At 67.8% G+C, this 18,263-nt stretch carries 21 protein-coding genes; 15 read left to right on the top strand and 6 right to left on the bottom strand.

The window, feature by feature from the left end:
• Window positions 1–61 precede the first annotated feature (61 nt).
• Both AC5W7N_RS29585 and AC5W7N_RS29580 read left to right on the top strand, forming a co-directional pair.
• A complete protein-coding gene (locus tag AC5W7N_RS29585) occupies window positions 62–931 on the top strand; it encodes an SDR family oxidoreductase (RefSeq protein WP_490725536.1) in 870 nt (289 codons plus the stop codon).
• Window positions 932–957: 26 nt separating this feature from the next.
• The gene (locus AC5W7N_RS29580) at window positions 958–2,220 is read left to right on the top strand and encodes an acyl-CoA dehydrogenase family protein (protein ID WP_163817078.1); all 1,263 of its coding nucleotides are present in this window, start codon (window positions 958–960) and stop codon (window positions 2,218–2,220) included.
• 222 nt (window positions 2,221–2,442) lie between these two features.
• Here AC5W7N_RS29580 and AC5W7N_RS29575 read toward each other — a convergent pair whose 3' ends face one another.
• The gene (locus AC5W7N_RS29575) at window positions 2,443–2,907 is read right to left on the bottom strand and encodes an HAD family acid phosphatase (RefSeq protein ID WP_490725537.1); all 465 of its coding nucleotides are present in this window, start codon (window positions 2,905–2,907) and stop codon (window positions 2,443–2,445) included.
• 163 nt (window positions 2,908–3,070) lie between these two features.
• Between AC5W7N_RS29575 and AC5W7N_RS29570 the strand changes: the two genes are divergently transcribed.
• The 3 genes from AC5W7N_RS29570 to AC5W7N_RS29560 all read left to right on the top strand — a co-directional run bounded on the left by AC5W7N_RS29570 (window position 3,071) and on the right by AC5W7N_RS29560 (window position 5,422).
• Window positions 3,071–3,403 (top strand): hypothetical protein, encoded by a 333-nt coding sequence (locus AC5W7N_RS29570; protein WP_194991462.1) that lies wholly within the window; start codon window positions 3,071–3,073, stop codon window positions 3,401–3,403.
• Between the two features lie 160 nt (window positions 3,404–3,563).
• A complete protein-coding gene (locus tag AC5W7N_RS29565) occupies window positions 3,564–4,124 on the top strand; it encodes a hypothetical protein (protein WP_490725538.1) in 561 nt (186 codons plus the stop codon).
• Between the two features lie 74 nt (window positions 4,125–4,198).
• Window positions 4,199–5,422, top strand: coding sequence for a serine hydrolase (locus AC5W7N_RS29560; protein WP_194991464.1), 1,224 nt, complete (start codon window positions 4,199–4,201; stop codon window positions 5,420–5,422).
• Window positions 5,423–5,485: 63 nt separating this feature from the next.
• Here AC5W7N_RS29560 and AC5W7N_RS29555 read toward each other — a convergent pair whose 3' ends face one another.
• On the bottom strand, window positions 5,486–6,346 hold the full coding sequence (locus AC5W7N_RS29555; RefSeq protein WP_256673538.1) for an epoxide hydrolase EphH: 861 nt from the start codon (window positions 6,344–6,346) through the stop codon (window positions 5,486–5,488).
• 62 nt (window positions 6,347–6,408) lie between these two features.
• Between AC5W7N_RS29555 and AC5W7N_RS29550 the strand changes: the two genes are divergently transcribed.
• The 3 genes from AC5W7N_RS29550 to AC5W7N_RS29540 are packed head-to-tail and all read left to right on the top strand — an operon-like array spanning window position 6,409 to window position 8,215.
• A complete protein-coding gene (locus tag AC5W7N_RS29550; RefSeq protein WP_194992977.1) occupies window positions 6,409–7,191 on the top strand; it encodes an exodeoxyribonuclease III in 783 nt (260 codons plus the stop codon).
• Window positions 7,192–7,250: 59 nt separating this feature from the next.
• Entirely contained in the window at window positions 7,251–7,739 is a 489-nt protein-coding gene (locus AC5W7N_RS29545; RefSeq protein WP_195020675.1) for a guanyl-specific ribonuclease, read from the top strand.
• Window positions 7,739–8,215 (top strand): barstar family protein, encoded by a 477-nt coding sequence (locus tag AC5W7N_RS29540; RefSeq protein ID WP_490725540.1) that lies wholly within the window; start codon window positions 7,739–7,741, stop codon window positions 8,213–8,215. Before AC5W7N_RS29545 ends, AC5W7N_RS29540 begins: the two co-directional genes overlap by 1 nt.
• 12 nt (window positions 8,216–8,227) lie before the next feature.
• On the opposite strand, the gene AC5W7N_RS29535 is transcribed toward AC5W7N_RS29540, so the two are convergent.
• The gene (locus tag AC5W7N_RS29535) at window positions 8,228–8,863 is read right to left on the bottom strand and encodes a TetR/AcrR family transcriptional regulator (RefSeq protein ID WP_280210967.1); all 636 of its coding nucleotides are present in this window, start codon (window positions 8,861–8,863) and stop codon (window positions 8,228–8,230) included.
• A gap of 106 nt (window positions 8,864–8,969) precedes the next feature.
• On the opposite strand from AC5W7N_RS29535, the gene trpS reads away from it, so the two are divergent.
• Both trpS and yhjD read left to right on the top strand, forming a co-directional pair.
• Window positions 8,970–9,998 carry a tryptophan--tRNA ligase gene (gene trpS, locus AC5W7N_RS29530; RefSeq protein ID WP_163817091.1) on the top strand — a complete coding sequence of 343 codons (1,029 nt, stop codon included), beginning with the start codon at window positions 8,970–8,972 and terminating at the stop codon, window positions 9,996–9,998.
• Window positions 9,999–10,049: 51 nt separating this feature from the next.
• Window positions 10,050–11,072: an inner membrane protein YhjD gene (yhjD, locus tag AC5W7N_RS29525; RefSeq protein ID WP_194991334.1), complete on the top strand. Its 1,023-nt coding sequence runs from the start codon at window positions 10,050–10,052 to the stop codon at window positions 11,070–11,072.
• Between the two features lie 64 nt (window positions 11,073–11,136).
• Here the strand turns inward: yhjD and AC5W7N_RS29520 are convergent, their stop codons facing one another.
• The gene (locus tag AC5W7N_RS29520; RefSeq protein ID WP_490725541.1) at window positions 11,137–12,429 is read right to left on the bottom strand and encodes a D-alanyl-D-alanine carboxypeptidase family protein; all 1,293 of its coding nucleotides are present in this window, start codon (window positions 12,427–12,429) and stop codon (window positions 11,137–11,139) included.
• A gap of 186 nt (window positions 12,430–12,615) precedes the next feature.
• Between AC5W7N_RS29520 and AC5W7N_RS29515 the strand changes: the two genes are divergently transcribed.
• Genes AC5W7N_RS29515 through AC5W7N_RS29505 form a run of 3 tightly spaced genes read left to right on the top strand, consistent with a single transcriptional unit; the run spans window position 12,616 to window position 15,103 of the window.
• Window positions 12,616–13,485 carry a metal ABC transporter solute-binding protein, Zn/Mn family gene (locus AC5W7N_RS29515; protein ID WP_280210980.1) on the top strand — a complete coding sequence of 290 codons (870 nt, stop codon included), beginning with the start codon at window positions 12,616–12,618 and terminating at the stop codon, window positions 13,483–13,485.
• The gene (locus AC5W7N_RS29510) at window positions 13,482–14,219 is read left to right on the top strand and encodes a metal ABC transporter ATP-binding protein (protein ID WP_490725542.1); all 738 of its coding nucleotides are present in this window, start codon (window positions 13,482–13,484) and stop codon (window positions 14,217–14,219) included. Before AC5W7N_RS29515 ends, AC5W7N_RS29510 begins: the two co-directional genes overlap by 4 nt.
• A 5-nt stretch (window positions 14,220–14,224) precedes the next feature.
• A complete protein-coding gene (locus tag AC5W7N_RS29505) occupies window positions 14,225–15,103 on the top strand; it encodes a metal ABC transporter permease (RefSeq protein ID WP_490725582.1) in 879 nt (292 codons plus the stop codon).
• 21 nt (window positions 15,104–15,124) lie between these two features.
• Here the strand turns inward: AC5W7N_RS29505 and AC5W7N_RS29500 are convergent, their stop codons facing one another.
• On the bottom strand, window positions 15,125–15,802 hold the full coding sequence (locus AC5W7N_RS29500) for a JAB domain-containing protein (RefSeq protein ID WP_490725543.1): 678 nt from the start codon (window positions 15,800–15,802) through the stop codon (window positions 15,125–15,127).
• A gap of 86 nt (window positions 15,803–15,888) precedes the next feature.
• Complete coding sequence (locus tag AC5W7N_RS29495; RefSeq protein ID WP_194991336.1) at window positions 15,889–16,086, bottom strand: type II toxin-antitoxin system VapB family antitoxin; 198 nt, start codon at window positions 16,084–16,086, stop codon at window positions 15,889–15,891.
• A 191-nt stretch (window positions 16,087–16,277) separates the two neighbouring features.
• On the opposite strand from AC5W7N_RS29495, the gene AC5W7N_RS29490 reads away from it, so the two are divergent.
• Window positions 16,278–17,162, top strand: coding sequence for a phenylalanine 4-monooxygenase (locus tag AC5W7N_RS29490; protein WP_163817100.1), 885 nt, complete (start codon window positions 16,278–16,280; stop codon window positions 17,160–17,162).
• A 159-nt stretch (window positions 17,163–17,321) separates the two neighbouring features.
• Complete coding sequence (locus tag AC5W7N_RS29485; RefSeq protein WP_195020677.1) at window positions 17,322–18,248, top strand: hypothetical protein; 927 nt, start codon at window positions 17,322–17,324, stop codon at window positions 18,246–18,248.
• Window positions 18,249–18,263 lie beyond the last annotated feature (15 nt).

Genomic DNA, 18,263 nt, shown 5'->3' with positions numbered 1-18,263 from the left:
GCGGCTGCCCGGTTCGGCTGCCGCCACAGCGTTTCCCTGAGCTGTGAAGGAGTTTCGACACATGGGTGCACTCGAAGGACGGGTCGCCGTCATCACCGGCGCGGGCCGGGGGATCGGGCGGGAACACGCGCTGCTGTTCGCCGCCGAAGGCGCGGCGGTGGTCGTCAACGATCTCGGCGGCAGTAATGCCGGTGAGGGTTCCGACGCCGGCCCCGCCCAGCAGGTGGTCGACGAGATCGTCGCCGCCGGCGGGCGCGCGGTGGCCAACACCGAGAACATCGCCACCTGGGACGGCGCGAAGAAGCTGGTCGAGCAGGCCATCGACGAGTTCGGCAAGCTCGACATCGTCGTCAACAATGCGGGCATCCTGCGTGACGGCTTCATCGCAGCCCTCGAGGAGTCCCAGTGGGATGCGGTGATCGCGGTCCACCTGAAGGGACATGCGGCCGTTCTGCATCATGCGGCGGCGTACTGGAAGGAGCAGAGCAAAGCGGGCAATCAGCCCAACGCCGCGGTGATCAATACCGCCTCGGCATCCGGCGTCACCATTCCGAATCCCGGCCAGGCCAACTACGGCGCGGCCAAGGCCGGCATCGCCGCGCTCACCCTGGTCGCCGCCGACGAACTCGAGCGCTACGGCGTACGCGTCAACGCCATCGCGCCCATGGCCCGTACCCGGCTCACTCTCGCCACCCCTGGCATGGGCGCGATCTTCGCCGCCGAGGTCGAAGAAGGCGAGTTCGACGCGTTCAGCCCCGCCAACATCTCCCCGCTGGTGGCCTACCTGGCGTCGGAGAAGTGCCCGCTCACCGGCAAGGTTTTCGCGGTCCAGGGCGGCGCCATCTCCGAGCTGGCAGGCTGGCATGACGTGAAGACCATCGAGGCCGACGGGCCCTGGCTGATCGACGATATCGCCGCCCGCCTGCCCTGAGCAGCACCGAGCACAGGAGAACAACGATGTTCGAATGGTCCGAGACCGACGAGATGATCCGCGAGGCGGTGCGGACCTTCATCGATAAAGAGGTCCGCCCGAACCTCGACGCCCTCGACAGCGGTGAGATGCCGCCGTACCCGATCCTGCGGAAGTTGTTCGCCGACTTCGGGATCGAGGCGATGGGCGCCGAGGCGGTGGCCAAGATGCTGGCCGCCCAGCGCAAACGTGAGGAAGCGCTCGCGGCGGGGGAGCCGCTGCCGGAGAAGAAGAAATCCGCGGCCGGGTCGAGCCCGTTCGCCGGCCAGGAATCGCTGATGGCGGTGCTGATCGGGGAGCTGTCCGGGGTGTGCATGGGCTTGGTGACGGCGCTGGGTGTCAGCATCGGGCTCGGCGCCACCACGATCATGTCGCGCGGCACGCTGGCGCAGAAGGAGCGCTGGCTGGCCGACATCGTCACCTTGAAGAAGGTGGCGTCTTGGGCGATCACCGAGCCGGATTCCGGTTCCGACGCCTTCGGCGGCATGAAGACCTACGTCAAGCGCGACGGCGAGGACTACATCCTCAACGGCCAGAAGACCTTCATCACCAACGGCCCCTTCGCCGACGTGATGATCGTCTACGCCAAGCTCGACGAGGGGGACGCCGGCGTCGACAAGCGCGACCGCAAGGTGCTCACCTTCGTGCTCGACAAGGGCATGGAGGGCCTCACCCAGGGCAAACCCTTCAAGAAGATGGGCCTGCACTCTTCGCCCACCGGTGAACTGTTCTTCGACAACGTGCGGGTGGGCCGGGACCGGCTGCTCGGCGAGACCGAGGAGCACAAGGGCGGCGACGGCCGGGACAGCGCGCGGTCGAGCTTCACCGCCGAACGCGTCGGCGTGGCGTTCATGGCGCTCGGCATCATCAACGAATGCCATCGGCTCTGTATCGACTACGCCAAGAACCGCAAGCTGTGGGGTCAGGAGATCGGCCGGTTCCAGCTGGTGCAGCTCAAGCTGGCCAAGATGGAAGTCGCGCGGATCAACGTGCAGAACATGGTGTTCAACGTCCTCGAGCGGGGTCGGGCGGGCAAGCCGCCGACGCTGGCCGAGGCGTCGGCGATGAAGCTCTACGCCTCCGAGGCCGCCACCGAGGTGGCGATGGAGGCGGTGCAGCTGTTCGGCGGGAACGGGTACATGACCGAGTACCGGGTCGAGCAGTTGGCGCGCGATGCGAAGTCGCTGATGATCTATGCGGGCAGCAATGAGATCCAGGTGACGCATGTGGCGAAGGGGCTGCTGGCGTAGCGTCGCCGTTCGCGTGAATGCCGCCCACCGCAACCGGTGGGCGGCATTCTGCTGTCGCAGACCTACCTGGTCCTGAGGCGCTCGTTGCGCGGCGGCGAGGGTGCGGACGGTCGACGGGCCGAGCGCGATCGCCGGCTACAGCTCGACCGCCGGCGCCAACCGCAGCACCCCACCGTGGGAGAGCACTTGCCGCCGCGGCCGCCGCGCTCCGGGAACCGGGGATCAGCTCAGGGCGCCGTCGTAGTCGGGGAGTTTGAACGTCAGCTCCGCATGCCCGCCCGCGAGATCGGACGGGCTGTTGCCGATATTGGCGATGATCGTGTAGCCCGCCGATTCGATATCGATCCGCGCGCCGCTCTTGTACTGCTCGAGCCCGGCCGAACCGGCCGACAGCGTGGTGAGCGGGCTGCCGTAGAGACCGTCGACCGGGTAGCCGACGCTGCTGAGATTGTGCTGGGTATAGCCGTTCACCAACTCCGGGCGGCCGGTCACGAAGATGATCGCCGCACCCTGCCCCTTCGCCCAGCTCGCCAGCCGCAGCACCGGGTCGATGGCCGGGATGATGATGCCCGGGTGGTACTGCGTCTCCAGCGAGGTGTTGTCGATATCGAGCACGATGGCGGGACGGGTGGTGCCGGGCAGGCGCTGCGCGAGCGCGTCGCGGGCCTGATCGACCACGGTCTGCACTTCGCCGATCCATTGCTCATACGACGGGAGCGCGCCGCCGGAGCCGGAGGGTGCGCCGGAATCCGCGGAGTCCGTGGGGGTTTCGCTACCGCCGGAACGTGAGCGGGGGTTGGGCGTGCGCGCGGGCGATTCACGGTCGTCATCCGAACGGGATGACGAGCCGGTGTCGTTGTCGGAGCGTGAAGACGAGCCCGTGTCGTCATCGGACGCCGAACCGGAATCGCTCGATCCCGACGCCGAACCGGATTTCCCCGAGCCCGAGGACGACCCGGATTTTCCTGAGCCCGAGGATGATCCGGACTTCGCTGACCCGGAAGCCGAACCCGACTTCGCCGACCCGGACGCGGAACCGGATTTCGCGGACCCCGACGACGAACCGGTACCACCGGGCAGAATGGACGAACCGGTATCGGCCAGTGCAGGCAGCGGAACGATGAGGGTGACGGCGACGCCGAGAGCAACGCCTGCGATGGAGCGCTTCATGATCGGACGGTAACGCCGGACAACTATGAATCGCTGGCGTTTCACAATCCCGAGACGAGCCCGTGATCTGCCGACGCACTCCCGAATCGTCCCCGCCACGGGACCTGGCTACGCTGATACACCGAGTTCGAGTTCGAGGGGGCGCTGTGCGGGTGCGATCACCGCGTAAGTTCATGTCCGCTGCCGTTATCGGGGCAGCGACACTTGTCATCGCGGCATGTGAAGGCGACGAGGGCATTCCGCCGACACCACCGGTGAGCTCGACGACGACGGCCACCACCACGGCCATCGAACCCGCACGCCCCGATCTCGCCGGGCTGCCCACATGCGACGCCATCGCCGATCGGCTCGGACGTCCGGAGCTGACCGGCGGCACCCAGACCGACCACGACCCGGGTGGTTACAACAACCGTGGCGTCTACCGGGTCTGCGCCTGGAAGTCGGGGACCGTGGACGTGGAGGCCGGTGTCCTGCGCTATCCGACGGAGCCGCTGGTCGACGCGGGCTTCACCAACATGATGATGCTGTGCCCGGGCGAACCCGCACCGGCGATCGGGAACGCCCAGCGTGCGGCCTTCTGCCAATCCACCCGCAAGCCGGAATGTGGTGTCTTCCTGGACCAGGGCACGGCGTACATCGACCTGTCCTGGGGCCGCGATCCCGCCGCCGATCCAGCCATCTGCCAGGCCGATGTGATCGCGCTGGCCACCGCTGCCTCCGAGCTCGTCGGCTGAGCCCGGCGCCCATTCTTCGCTCGCTCTCAGCGCAGCTCAGCCGCCTATCAGGGTGGGTGGTTAGGCTCGGGCGAATGACGGCACTACCTGGCGCTCTGATCACCGTCGGCGACGATCTGGAGGCCGTGACCACGCGCGGTTACGAAGACGATCCGGCGGCCGCGAAGCTCGCGCGCGCGGACGTCGAGGCGATATGGGCCTCGGTGCAGGACTGGTACCGGATGGGCACCACCCCGGCGATTCAGGTGTGTGTGCGGCACAACGGCGCGATCGTGCTGAACCGGACCATCGGGCACGGCTGGGGCAACGCGCCGGACGACGGACCGGACGCCGAGAAGATTCTCGCCACCCCGGACACCCCGTTCTGCGGATTCTCCACCGCCAAGGGCGTATCCGCGACGCTGATGTTCATGCTCATCGAGCAGGGCGCGTTCGGCGTGAACGACCGGGTGTGCGAATACATTCCGGAATTCGCGGCCAACGGCAAGGAATCCATCACCATCGGCGACGTGCTCTCCCATTCGGCGGGCGTGCCGTTCATGACACCGCCCTACCGTGCCCTCGACGTGGTGATCGACGAGGACCTGGCCGTGCGGGCGCTCGCCGATCTGGTGCCGAGCTGGCGTCCCGGCCGCTTCCGCGTCTACCACGCGCTGACCAGTGGATTGATCCAGCGCCTGCTGGTGCGCCGGGCCACCGGACAATCGATGCGCGAACATCTCGCCGAGCAGGTCTTGGACCCACTGGGTTTCCGGTGGAACAACTTCGGCGTACGCCCCGAGGATGTCGGCAAGGTCGTGCCCAGTGTGAAGACCGGGCCGGGGCCGTCGCGGATCTCGAAGTTTCTGGCGCGCAAGGCGCTCGGCGGCGGCATGGGCAGCGCATCGAGGTCCGAGGAGGCCAATGCGGCCTTCCTCACCGCCGAACTGCCCTCCGGCAACCTGGTCACCACGGCCTACGAGCTTTCCCGCTTCTACGAAATCCTCGCCCGCGGCGGCGAACTCGACGGCGTCCGCATCATCGAACCCACCACACTGCGCGATGCCGTACAGCCCGCGCACCGCATGCCGGGAGCGGCAGGGCGGGTCTCACGGGCCGGATTCGAGCTCGGCGCCCGGCGCTCGAAATTCGGCCGCGACACGCAATCCCATTTCGGCCGCAGCGGTCTGACCACCCAATACGGCTGGGCCGACTCCGCCCGCGCCCTCTCCGGCGCCATCCTCACCAGCGGCAAGGCCACCACCGACACCACCCGCCCCTGGCACCTGGTCGCCCAGATCTCCGACCTCACCAGATAGCCGGTTACCGGGGTGCTACCGGCCTACTCGCGAAACGCCTCGCTGAGGTGACGCTCGCCGGCTTCACACCGCCCGCAGGTGGCTGCGGCTGGCGTAGATGTGCTCGGCGATGAGGGTGGCGATGCGGTCGGGGGCTTCGAGCATGGGTACGTGGCCGACACCGTTGACGATGATGCGGTCGGCGGAGGCGGGGAGCTGGCGGAGGTAGCGGCGGGCGTAGACGCGGTTGGGGATAATGCGGTCGGTTTCGGCCAGCAGCAGCCGCACCGGGGTCGTCATCGTCGAGACGTCGTCCATCGCCGAGGCGCGCAGACTGCCGAGGATCATCGGCACCATCGCCGGACAGTGCAGGGCGGCGGTGATCATGGCGGCGAGATCGGTGCGCGGCACAGCGGTGACGTTCTTGCTCAGCAGCAGGGCCACGGCCAGCTGGATGAGCCGATTGTGTGCCGGGAAATCGCCCAGCCGCTTACCGAGCTGCACCAGCGGAATCAGCGAGGCGAACTTCAACCCGACCCGAATCTGGGTGAACGAGGGGGAATCCCAGCCACCGGCAGGCGCGATCGCGGTGAGCGTACGGGCCCGGCCGCGGCGCGCCAGCTCGAAACCCACCCAGGCTCCCAGTGAGTTTCCGGCGATATGGCAGGTGCGCCAACCGAGTTCGTCCAGCTGGGCCTCGATCTGATCGGCGAAATCGCGAAATCCCAGCCTGCCGCCGGGGTATTCGGGCCCGCCCCAGTGTCCGAGGAACGCGGGCGCGAATACCTCGCAGTTCGAGGACAATCGGGCCGCGACCTGCTCCCAGCAATGCGGGGAGAGCATGAATCCGTGCAGCAGCAGCACCGGGTCGCCGGACCCGACATGCAGCGCCTTGACGGGCACGAGTGCGGAAGTGGACGTGGAGGTGCCTGACGTCATCGTCATCACCCCTTCCTGGCGCAATGGGCCTTGGGCAGGGTCGATGATGTGCATTGTACGGTCGTCGGGTGCCCCACATCATCTCGACAGTGAACGTCAACGGCGTGCGCGCCGCCGCGGGCAAAGGTCTGCTCGCCTGGCTCGCGGTCACCGAGGCCGACATCGTCTGTTTGCAGGAGACCCGCGCCACCGATGAGCAGGTCGCGGCCGCGCTGGCACCGGCCATCGAGCAGGGCTGGCAGCTCTCGCACGCCGAACCCGGAGCCAAGGGCAGGGCCGGGGTGGGCGTGCTGTCGCGGCGGGCGCCGATCGCGGTGCGCACCGCGATTACGCCGGCGAGCGAGTTCGCGGCGACCGGACGATTCATCGAGGTCGACTTCGACGAGGTCACCGTGGCCAGCGTGTATGTCCACACCGGTGAGGCGGGCACCGAGCGACAGGACGAGAAGTACCGGTTCCTGGCCGAGATCGCGGCCCATCTGCGCACCAAGACCGGCAACTACGTGATCGCGGGGGACTGGAATATCGCGCACACCGAACGCGACATCAAGAACTGGAAGGGCAACCTGAAGAACGCCGGCTTCCTGCCCGAGGAACGCGCGTGGCTCGACGCGCAATTGGCGGCGGGCTACGTCGACGTGGTGCGCGCCCTGCATCCGGAAGGCGACGGCCCCTACAGCTGGTGGTCCTACCGCGGTCGCGCCTTCGACAACGACGCAGGCTGGCGCATCGATTATCAGCTCGCCACCGCGGATCTGGCCGAACGCGCCAAACAGGCGATCGTCGAACGCGCCGACGCCTACGACCAGCGCTGGTCCGATCACGCACCGGTCACCGTCCAGTACCGCTGACGACATCACCACCTGGTATCACCGCGCACACACGATCGGTACCGACGAAAGCAGGAGTTGTGAAAGCGAAGGTCCTCCGGATCCTGTCCGTGCTGGGAACGGTGGTGGTCGCTGTCGTCGTCGCACTGCTGGCCACCCAGGGCGGCGACGACAAGAGCGCGGGCAGCTCGGTCACCTCGACCAAGGCCGCCACCACCAGCGCGCCGACCACCGACGGCATGCCGCGCGGCACCGGATCCACCGCACCGGTCGTCTCCAAGGCGCCCGGGGTCCCCGACCGCGCCTACGCCACGTTGCGGGAGATCGACGCGGGACGCTGGCCCGGCTCGGCCAACTCGCCGGGCACCAAAGGTGGGGACAGGTTCTACAACCGTGGCGGCGACCTGCCCGCGAAGGACGCCGACGGTAAGGCGATCACCTATCAGGAATGGGACGTCAACCCCAAGCAACCCGGCCGCTCCCGCGACGCCGAACGCATCGTCACCGGAAGTGACGGCTCGGCCTGGTATACCGGTGACCACTACGAGACGTTCACGAGGATGCGCTGATGACCATCGCGTTATCGCAGTTCCTGACTCCGCAGCTGTCGCCCGCGCCGGCAATGCGTGAGCCCGCGCCGGTGTTCGGCGCCCTCGATGTGGGGGCGCCGGAGTTCAGCGGGGTCCGTCATCAGGCGCCGTCCGGGTACCGGGTACGGGAGCTGCGCGGCAAGAAGATGCGGACGGTGGCCGGGGTGCTCGACGAGTTCGCGGCGGCGCTGCAATTCCCGTACTACTTCGGCGGCAACAAGGACGCCTTCGATGACTGCCTGCGCGATCTCGACGACTGTCTCGGCTCGGCCGAAGGCTACGTGGTGGTGATCCGCGACGCCGATCAGCTGCTCGCCGATACTCCGCAGGAGCGGGCGTGGCTCGCCGAGGCGCTGAGCGAGACGGCCGATTACTGGTGGCGGCGCGAGATCGTTTTCCGGGTGGTCCTCCAGGGTGAATCGGAGGGTGTGCCGACGATCGGGCTGCACCTGTGACGAGCTCGCCGGTCAGCCCAGCCGGTGCGCCAGATCCTCGCCCAGCAGCACGAACACGTCGGTGGTGTGCTCGATCAGCTCGTCGCGGCTGATCGGCAGATCGCCGCGCAGCCAGCCGGTGAGGGTTTGGACCAGGCCGCCGACCAGGTAGGTGGCGCGGAAATCGATCACCGGATCCGGCTCCGGATCGGTGATGCCGTAGAACTCGACGCCCTCGGTGGCGACCAGCCGTGCGAACACCCGCACCGTCTCGGTGGTGCGGGCCCGCAGCTCCGGGGTCGCCATACCCGCCACCAGCGCCACCTCCGCCTTGCGCGGGTCGTCGGTGAGTAGATGGATCCCGGCGGTGATCGCCGCATGCGCCTTGGACCGGGTGTCGGCGGGCGCGGCGTGCAGAGCCGCGACGATCACCGTCGCCAGTTCCTCGGCGATGCCATCGATCAGCGCGGTCAGCACCGCGTCGCGGCTGTCGAAGCTCTCGTAGTAGTAGCGCTCGTTGAGGCCGGCGCGGTTGCACAGACCGGAGACGGTGAGCTTGCCGAGGCCCTGGGTGCCGATGATCTCCAGCGCGGCCTCCAGCAGCGCCGCACGTCGCTGCGCGCGGCGCTCGTCCGCGGAGATCCCGCCGTAGGTCCGCTGCGCAGTCACGAATTCGATCATAGGGTGAGGCGGCCACGGCGGGGTCGGGGCCGCGGTCCCCGGCCGCCGGGAAACGGGTTCGATCCGGCGGAGGGCGGCATGCGAAGATCGGGGCATGTCCAGTCCTGCTTCCAGCCCCGTCGCCGCCGGTGAACGCAAACAGCGGGTCCTGTCCGGGATCCAGCCCACCAGCTCCTCGTTCCATCTCGGGAACTACCTCGGTGCGCTGCAGTACTGGGTGACGATGCAGGACGAGTACGACGCGCTGTACTTCATCCCGAACATGCACGCCATCACGGTCCCGCAGGATCCGAAGGAGCTGCGCTCGCGTACCCGCCGGGCCGTCGCCCAGCTGCTGGCCATCGGCATCGACCCGGCCCGCTCGACGCTGTTCGTGCAGAGCCAGGTGCCCGAGCACGCGGAGCTGACCTGGGTGCTGAGCTGCCTCACCGGTTTCGGTGAGGCGAGCCGGATGACCCAGTTCAAGGACAAGTCGGTCAAACAGGGCGCGGAGAACGCGACCGTCGGGCTGTTCACCTACCCGGTGTTGATGGCCGCCGACATCCTGCTCTACCGCCCGCACCAGGTGCCGGTGGGGGAGGATCAGCGCCAGCATCTGGAGCTGACCCGGAACCTGGCCCAGCGGTTCAACACTCGGTTCAAGAAGACCTTCGTGGTCCCCGAGGCGCATATCGTCAAGGGCACGGCCAAGATCTACGACCTGCAGGATCCGACCGCGAAGATGAGCAAGTCCGCCGCCTCCGACGCCGGCCTGATCAACCTGCTCGACGATCCGAAGGTGACGGCCAAGAAGATCCGCTCCGCGGTCACCGACACCGAACGCGAGATCCGCTACGACCCCGAAGCCAAGCCCGGTGTCAGCAACCTGTTGGTGATCCTGAGCTCGCTCACCGAGACCCCGATCGTCACCTTGGAAAAGGATTACGCGGGCAAGGGCTACGGCGATCTGAAGTCCGACGTCGCCGACGCGCTGGTCGAATTTGTCACGCCGTTGCAGGCGAAGGTGGAAGAGTATCTCGCGGATCAGGGCGAACTCGACCGCATCCTCGCCAAGGGTGCCGAACGGGCGCGGGAGATCGCCGGCAACACCCTCGCACAGGTTTACGAGCGAGTGGGTTTCTGACCCGCTCGACTCGTGCTCGCCGACTGCGGGGTCCGTCTGAGGGGCTGACAGGTGCAGTTGATCGACAACGTGAAAGCGGCGGTTTCCCAGCAGGTCGCGGCGCGGCCATGGCTGGACCATCTGGTTCGCGCCGGTGGGCGGTATCAGAGTCAGCGCGGTGACTACTTCGCCGCCGGCATCACCTATTTCACGGTGCTGTCGCTGTTTCCGCTGCTCATGGTGGCTTTCGCCGCGGCCGGTTTCGTGCTGGCGGGCAACCCGGAACTGCTCGACGAGATCGAGCAGCGGGTGGTCGAGAACATTCCCGGTGAGCTGGGCACACAGCTCAACGACCTGATCGACCAGGCCATCAGGTCGCGTACCGCGGTCGGCGTCCTCGGCCTGCTGACCGGTCTGTACACCGGTCTGGGCTGGATGGCGAACCTGCGCGCCGCGTTGACCGAGCAGTGGGAGCAGAAGACCGAGGACGGCAACTGGATCGTCACCAAGATCAACGACCTCGGTGCGCTGATCGGTCTGGCGCTGGCGTTCGTGGTGTCGCTCGGTCTGTCGGGCCTGGCCTCCAGTGGGCTGGGTGCGCAACTGCTCGAGCTGGTCGGGCTCCGGGACGTGCCCGGTGCGCGGTTCGTGCTGTGGCTGTTGTCGACGCTGCTCGCGCTGCTGGCGTCCTGGGCGGTGTTCGCGTGGATGATCGCGCGATTGCCGAGGGAGAAGGTCACGCTGGCCAGCGCGGCCAAGGCGGCGGCGCTGGCCGCGGTGGCGTTCGAGGTGTTCAAGATGATCGCCTCGATCTATCTGCAATCGGTGATGAGCAGCCCGGCCGGCGCGGCGTTCGGTTCGGTGATCGGTCTGATGGTGTTCAGCTACATCACCTATCGGATCGTGCTGTTCGCGACCGCGTGGGCCGCCACCGCCGCGGAGAACGAACCCGAAGCCGAGGTGCCGGTGCCGGGGCCGGCGGTGATCCGGCCGCGGATGCAGGATGCCGGGCGGTTCGGTAGCGGGGCGACGTATTTCGGGGCCGGTGCGGTTGCCGCGCTGGGGCTTTCGCTGTTGCGGCGGCGCCGGCGGTAGGGTCCGGCGTCGGCGGTCGGCGGAGGCCGCGGCGGAACGCAGTGGGGCGGGGTGGGCGAAAGGTTCAGCGCCGCCGGGTGATTCGTCGGGCGCCGACGAGCAGCACCAGCACCATGATCGAGCCGCCGACAACCAGCACCCACCGTAGATCGTCGCGGTCCGGGCCGCCCGGTGGTTGCGCCAGGTGCCCGACCTCCGAACCCTGCGGCGGCGCGGCGAGCGCGACACCCGTCGGGGCGCTTTCGGTGTCCGCACCGGGCAGGCTGCCCACCGACTCGCCGGATTCGAGCGCGAACCCGTAATCCAGCAGCCGCGCGGCCTGCTCCCACGGCCGGATCGGCAGCACGTCGGCCTTGAGCAAGGTGACGATCAGCCTGCGGCCGTCGCGCTCGGCCGCCGCGACGAAGGTCTGCCTGGCGTCATCGGTGAAGCCGGTCTTACCGCCGAGCGCGCCCTCGTAGTTGTAGAGCAGATGGTTGTCATTGCCGACCGGGAATCCGGGATGGTCCTTGTCGCCGGGGATGCGCGGGTCGGCCGGGTAACCGGGGAAATCGATCTGCTCGGTGTGGATCAGCTCGGCGAACAGCGGAATCGTCATCGCTTCGCGGAACAGCAGCGACAGATCGTAGGCCGAGGTGCTCATGCCGGGGCCGTCGAGCCCCGACGGCGTCGCGGCGCGGGTGTCGAGGGCGCGCAGTGATTTCGCCAGCTCGTTCATCTTCGCCACAGCGGCGTCGTCACCGCCGAGCTGGGCGGCGATCGCGTGCGCGGCGTCATTGCCGGAAGCCATGATCAGCGCCTGCATCAGCTGCCGGTTGGTGTAGCGGCCGCCGGGACCGATGCCGACCCGGGTGCCGTCGACGTCGGCATCGGCCTGTGTGCCGGTGACGACGGCATCCAGATCCAGTGTGCGCAACGCGACCGTCGCCAGCAGCACCTTGATCGTGCTGGCCGGGCGGTATCGTCCGTGCGGATCCTTGGCGGCCAGCACCTCGCCGGTGTCCATATCCGACACCATCCACGCCGTCGCCGAGATCTCGGCGGGCACGGGCGGTGCACCATCGGGCACCACCACTCCGCACTCGCCCATCCGCTTCCCGCCGATCGGCGGATCCGGCACCGGCAGCGGCTTCGGCGTCGGCTGCCCGGGCTCCGGTACCTCCGACAGATCGATCGGCGGCGGCGGCAGGGTGCGCTGGGCGCAATTGTCGGTGTTCGGCGTGGTGAACGGCGTCGTCGTCGGGCCCGTCGTCCCGGCGGGCTCCGCCGCCGCAGGGCCGCCCGCCGCCACCGCACCGACCGTCAGCATTGCCGCTACCGCCACCGCGGACCGGCGGCGAAGTTCCCGCATGTTCATCGCGGGTGAGCCTAGCGGGCGCGAGGGCATTCACCGTGCCTGGCGGGTGGGCCATCGGGCAGCTACCTTTTCCCGAACTTGAAGTTTCGGGTACCCGAACATTACTATTTGGTAGTGGAGAGAGTTCGTTCCTTGTGTGGTGTTCGTGGTCTGGCGGGGATCGGTGCGTTGGTCACCGCATGTGCCGTGGCGATCGGGTCCGCCGGCTGCGGTGCGATCGAGGCCGACGACGGGAAGCCGACGGTGCTGACCACCTTCACCGTGCTCGCCGACATCGCGGCGAATGTGGCGGGCGAACATCTGACGGTCGCATCGATCACCAAGCCGGGCGCCGAGATCCACGGCTACGAACCGACGCCGGGTGACATCAAGAAGGCGGCGAAGGCCGACCTGATCCTGGACAACGGGATGAACCTGGAAGCGTGGTTCGGCCAGTTCGTCGAGGATTCCGAGGCGGCGCATGTGACCGTCAGCGAGGGTGTCGCGCCGATGAGCATCACCGAGGACGCCTACCAGGGCAAACCCAATCCACACGCCTGGATGTCGCCGCTGAACGTGCGCACCTACGTCGACAACATGGTCACCGCCTTCAGCGAACTCGATCCGGACCACGCCGCCGATTTCCGAGCCAACGGCGATACGTACAAGGCCGAGTTGCAGCGGGTCAACGATGAGCTCGTCGCCGAGCTGAGTGTGCTGCCGCAGCATCAGCGGGCGCTGGTCACCTGCGAGGGCGCGTTCTCCTACCTCGCCCGCGACGCGGGCCTGACCGAGAAATACATCTGGCCGGTCAACGCCGAACAGCAGGCCACCCCGCAGCAGATCACCTCGGCGATCGAGTTCGTCCGCGCCAATCAGGTGCCCGCCGTGTTCTGCGAATCCACCGTCTCCGACGCGCCGATGCGCCGCGTCGTCGAGGCCACCGGCGCCACCTTCGGCGGGGTGCTGTACGTGGATTCGCTGTCCGCACCCGACGGCCCGGTACCGACCTACCTCGAACTCATCCGCCACGACGCCGACCTGATCGGCGCGGCACTCACCGGGAGCAAGCCATGAGCGACCGACCCGCCATCGACGTCCGGGACGTCACGGTCCATTACGGCTCGGTGCTCGCGCTCGACGCCGTCGACCTGACCGTCGAACCCGGGCGGGTGTGCGGGCTCATCGGCATGAACGGCTCCGGCAAATCGACGCTGTTCAAGACGATCATGGGCCTGATCGCCCCCGATCGCGGTACCGTCCGGATCGACGGCGGCACACCCGCGGCGGCCCGCAAAGCCGGCGTGGTGGGCTATGTCCCGCAGAGTGAGGACGTCGACTGGTCGTTCCCGCTGTCGGTGCGTGATGTGGTGGCCACCGGACGCTACGGGCGAATGGGATTCACCCGGCGGGCTCGTCGCAGTGATCGCGAGGCCGTCGACCACGCGCTCGAAAGGGTCGAACTCACCGAACTCGCCGACCGGCAGATCGGCCAGCTCTCCGGCGGCCAGCGCAAACGCGCGTTCGTCGCCCGTGGCATCGCCCAGGGCGCCACCGTGCTGCTGCTGGACGAACCGTTCGCCGGCGTCGACAAGCGCTCGGAGGCCACCATCACCGGACTGCTGCGGGAACTGGCAGCCGACGGTGCGACCGTTCTGGTGTCGACCCATGACCTGCACGCGCTGCCCGGGCTCGCCGACGAAGCGGTGCTGCTCATGCGGAAGGTGCTGATGCACGGCGATCCGGATGAGGCGCTGCGCCCGGAAAGCCTCGCTCTCGCTTTCGGTCTCGACGTCATGGGACAGCGGTGAGCACCATGGAACTGGTCGATTTCTTCGTGGACCCGCTGCGCTACGAATTCATGGTGCGCGCGCTGGCCACCAGCGTGATCGCGGCGGTGGTCTGTGCGGTGCTGTCGTGCTGGCTGGTGCTGATCGGCTGGTCGCTGATGGGCGACGCGGTCTCGCACGCGGTGCTGCCGGGCGTGGTGCTCGCCTACATCGTCGGCGCGCCGTTCGCCCTGGGCGCGGTGATCTTCGGTTTCCTCGCGGTGGCGTTGATCGGCGTGGTGCGCGATACCAGCCGGGTGAAGGAAGACGCCGCCATCGGCATCGTGTTCACCACGCTCTTCGCCTTCGGTCTGGTGCTGGTATCGGTGACGCCGAGCCAAACCGACCTCAATCACATCATTTTCGGCAACCTGCTCGGCGTGAGCCGTTCGGATCTGCTGCAGATCGCGATCCTGGCCGCGATCGTTTTCGCCGCGCTGGTGCTCAAACGACGCGACTTCACGCTCTACGCCTTCGATCCCACCCACGCCCACGCCATCGGCATGAGTCCACGACTGCTCGGTGCCGGGTTGCTCGGGCTGCTGGCGTTGACGTCGGTGGTGGCGTTGCAGGCGGTCGGCGTGATCCTGGTGGTGGCGATGTTGATCATTCCCGGGGCCACCGCGTACCTGCTGACCGACCGGTTCGGGCGCATGCTCGTCATCGCTCCGACCGTCTCGGCGGTGTGCGCGGTGATCGGGCTGTATCTGAGCTACCACCTCGATACCGCCTCGGGCGGGATGATCGTGGTCACCCAGGGCGTCGCGTTCGCGGCGGTGTACCTGTTCGCGCCGCGCCACGGGGTGATCGGTGCACGGATCGCCGCGGCACGACGGAAAGCGGCAGGGGTCGCCGTCGCTCCGTGACGGGGGCGTCTCCGATGCATGTCAGGGCTCCGGAAGCGCTGGGGCACTGCGCCATTGCTCGCCCGCGACGACCACGTGGTCGAGAAAGCGCAGGCCGACCGTGCGCGCCGCCTCGATCAGCAGGGTGCTCGCGCGCCGATCATCGATGCTCGGCGACGGATCGCCGGAAGGATGGTTGTGCGCGAGAGCGAATGCGCGGCCGTCGTGACGCAACACGGTATTCAGGATTTCCCGCACCGGGACCGCCACCTGGTCGATCGCGCCTTCGGCCACGAAGACCGGCTGGCGCAAGCGGTTACGCGCATCGCACACCAGCACCAGTAGCCGCTCCACCCTCGCGCCGACGAACATCGGCTGCGCGATCCGAGCGACATCGGCAGCGCCACGCAGGCAGGATGCGGTAGTGGTGCCGTGCCTGGCCCGGTTGGCCAGATGGAAGGCGGCGATGATCGAGGCGGCCTTCGCCGCACCGACCCCGCAGCGCATGGCGAGCTCCTCGGGGCGCGCCACGGCCAGCCCGGCGATCCCGCCGTGTTCGGCGAGCAGCTCGGCCGCCATCTCCAGCGCACTTTCGCCGTGCCTGCCGTTGCGCAGTAGCAGGGCGAGTAGTTCGCAGTCGGAGAGTGCGGCCGGGCCGAGCGCGGCCAGCCGCTCACGCGGACGCTGACCTGTGGGCAGGTGGGCGATCGGGACCGGCATCTTTCCCCCTCGGTGCGGCACCGGATGTTCGACGTCCCCGGATGATGCCAGCACCCACCGACAGATTTCGGCCCTGCGCCGCGGGTCTATCTGTCGACGACGACCAGATCCACGCTGGACCTCCCGGCACCGGAGGCGAGCTTCTCCAGGTGCCGCAGCTGCCGCTCGTGCACCACTATGCGGCGCAGCGCTTCGTTGATGGTCGCCGCACTGGTCGAGGTGCCCATGATGGCACCCGCCGCGGCGAGCAGTTTCTGGTCGAGATCGATCCGCACGGTCGGCATGCGTCCTCCTTCGTACATTCGCCATCTTGCGCCATGAACCGAGCGAATGTGCGGTGAATGGCGCCGCCGAGACGGCTCGCACGCGGTCCCCGGTGTCTGCATCTGCTGTCCGAGGACGGTAAATGTAGACAGTTTGCGCAGTTGAGCGTGTGTTCGTTGTCAGTGTGCCCTGGTGGTGCTTGCATCGAAGTATGTTCACCGAAGCACAGCTCTATTCGCCGGTCACTCGCACCGGTGACGGTGACGTGACGGTGCACCTGAGCGATGAGCACCCTGGCGTCCACGACCCCGAGTACCGGGCCCGGCGCAACGCGATCGCCGCGCTCGCGCTCGACTACCGGCCGGGCGGCGCCGTGCCGCGGGTCGAATACACCGACGACGAGCAGCAGGTCTGGCGGATCGTGTCCGCCGAACTCGCCCGCAAGCACCGCGAATACGCCTGCGCCGAGGTCCTCGAGGCGGCGTCGCGGCTGGCCCTGCCCACCGACCGTATCCCGCAGCTGGACGAAGTTTCGGCCGCACTGCGACCTTTGACCGGTTTCCGCTACGTCCCCGCGGCCGGCCTGGTGCCGCTGCGTGAGTTCTTCGGCTCCTTCGCCGACCGGATCTTCCATGCCACCCAATACATCCGCCATCATTCGGCGCCGCTCTACACCCCCGAACCCGACGCCATCCACGAGGTGATCGGCCACGCCAACCAGATCGCGAGCCCCCGCTTCGCCGCCATCTACGAAACCGTCGGCACCGCGGTCGCCCGCCTGGAAACCCAGCAGGCCCTGAAGTTCCTCGCCGACGTCTTCTGGTTCTCCATGGAGTTCGGCGTAGTGCGCGAACACGGCGAAATCCGTTGCTACGGCGCGGGCCTGCTCTCCTCCTACGGCGAGATCGAAGAGTTCCGCCACGCCGACCTCCGCCCCCTCGACATAGCCGCCATGGGCACCGCCACCTACGACATCACCCGCTACCAACCCACCCTCTACTGCGCCGAGTCGATCAGCGAGATCGAAGACGTCATCGGCGGTTTCTTCGCCGACATGGACGACGAGACCCCGCCGCGCCTGGCCACCGCCCGCTAGCCGCGATCGGGCTCCAGCGGTTCCAGAGCCTCCGGCCCGGACTGGTGGATGCGAGGGTTCGCCGCAGGGTGTATCCGAGCCGAAACCGCTGTGCCCGTGCGTGATCGACTTCCGGACGATCGGCCGGAACGTGGCGACGCGATCAGTACGATTCGCTGTATGGGCGAGGTCATGAATCACCTCAGACGCCTGCTGGGGGTTGTTGCCAACTTTTTCGACAAGGTCAGTCCGTGGGGCATGCCGTGGCCGCTGGCCTTTGCTCTGGTGTTCCCATTCGTGATGGGGGTGCTGGCGGTCGTCGTGTGGTGGTCACGTGGCACGGCCAAGCCGGTGCGCTGCGATTATCCGCTCACGACGACTGGGCATCCGTGCCGGAATCGAGTACTCGGGGAGTGGAAGCGATGCCATCACCACAGGCCCGGCCGTGAGCGCAGCAGGGGACGTGTGGTGCAGAAATTGCATCGGTGGCAGACCATGCGTCGTGGTCAGCGCATCGAGCGGGACGACATCCGTGGTCGTGGATTTCTCCGGGACCGTTCACAGGTGCGGGGGCTGCTCTACTACCGCGGTTTCGCCCGCCCACCGAGGAATGCGATCGGATCCGCGCGGACATGGTGGAACGAGCGCCGCGACGATCTCCGCAAGCTGCGTGATCAACTACGCGACACCGGATCGGTCGATATCCGTACGGTCTTCGCCGGTGCCGCCGGCCGGTCGGCCCGAATCGGTGTGTCGGACCAGGTATTGCAGGTCATCTGGGCTACCCGAACGGTCGCGGTGCTCGTGGCGACGGGGCTCACGTTGGTCGGTATTTCGGTGTGGCGCAACCATGATCCCGCGTCATGGCACAGCTACGCAGCGACTTTCACATTCGTGCTCGCTTGGTCGGTGGTGCGCTGGGGGATCTGGGGAACGGCAACCGGACAGGCGCCGGTGCACCGGACATGGGACTGGGTGTATACCTCGATCCGGCAGGCCGCCAAATTGTTCTTCTGGTTCATCGTGCTTTCGGTGGCGGCAGCCGAGCAGATCGGGAAGTTGGAGAAGGTGATGCAGGGTCCGGGCGCGATCCAGCTGGGCTTCTGATCATCGCCGGGTGGG

It is taken from the genome of Nocardia sp. CDC519 (assembly GCF_059509835.1).
This window is presented reverse-complemented; position numbering and strand designations above follow the sequence as displayed.

Bases quoted from the DNA above. Each gene is read 5' to 3' on its own strand.
- AC5W7N_RS29485 (WP_195020677.1), top strand. From the start codon at position 17,322: ATGGGCGAGGTCATGAATCACCTCAGACGCCTGCTGGGGGTTGTTGCC.
- AC5W7N_RS29510 (WP_490725542.1), top strand. From the start codon at position 13,482: ATGAGCGACCGACCCGCCATCGACGTCCGGGACGTCACGGTCCATTAC.
- AC5W7N_RS29580 (WP_163817078.1), top strand. From the start codon at position 958: ATGTTCGAATGGTCCGAGACCGACGAGATGATCCGCGAGGCGGTGCGG.
- AC5W7N_RS29505 (WP_490725582.1), top strand. From the start codon at position 14,225: ATGGAACTGGTCGATTTCTTCGTGGACCCGCTGCGCTACGAATTCATG.
- AC5W7N_RS29500 (WP_490725543.1), bottom strand. From the start codon at position 15,802: ATGCCGGTCCCGATCGCCCACCTGCCCACAGGTCAGCGTCCGCGTGAG.
- AC5W7N_RS29585 (WP_490725536.1), top strand. From the start codon at position 62: ATGGGTGCACTCGAAGGACGGGTCGCCGTCATCACCGGCGCGGGCCGG.
- AC5W7N_RS29495 (WP_194991336.1), bottom strand. From the start codon at position 16,086: ATGCCGACCGTGCGGATCGATCTCGACCAGAAACTGCTCGCCGCGGCG.
- trpS (WP_163817091.1), top strand. From the start codon at position 8,970: ATGTCCAGTCCTGCTTCCAGCCCCGTCGCCGCCGGTGAACGCAAACAG.
- AC5W7N_RS29520 (WP_490725541.1), bottom strand. From the start codon at position 12,429: ATGAACATGCGGGAACTTCGCCGCCGGTCCGCGGTGGCGGTAGCGGCA.
- AC5W7N_RS29560 (WP_194991464.1), top strand. From the start codon at position 4,199: ATGACGGCACTACCTGGCGCTCTGATCACCGTCGGCGACGATCTGGAG.
- AC5W7N_RS29555 (WP_256673538.1), bottom strand. From the start codon at position 6,346: ATGACGATGACGTCAGGCACCTCCACGTCCACTTCCGCACTCGTGCCC.
- AC5W7N_RS29540 (WP_490725540.1), top strand. From the start codon at position 7,739: ATGACCATCGCGTTATCGCAGTTCCTGACTCCGCAGCTGTCGCCCGCG.
- AC5W7N_RS29565 (WP_490725538.1), top strand. From the start codon at position 3,564: ATGTCCGCTGCCGTTATCGGGGCAGCGACACTTGTCATCGCGGCATGT.
- AC5W7N_RS29490 (WP_163817100.1), top strand. From the start codon at position 16,278: ATGTTCACCGAAGCACAGCTCTATTCGCCGGTCACTCGCACCGGTGAC.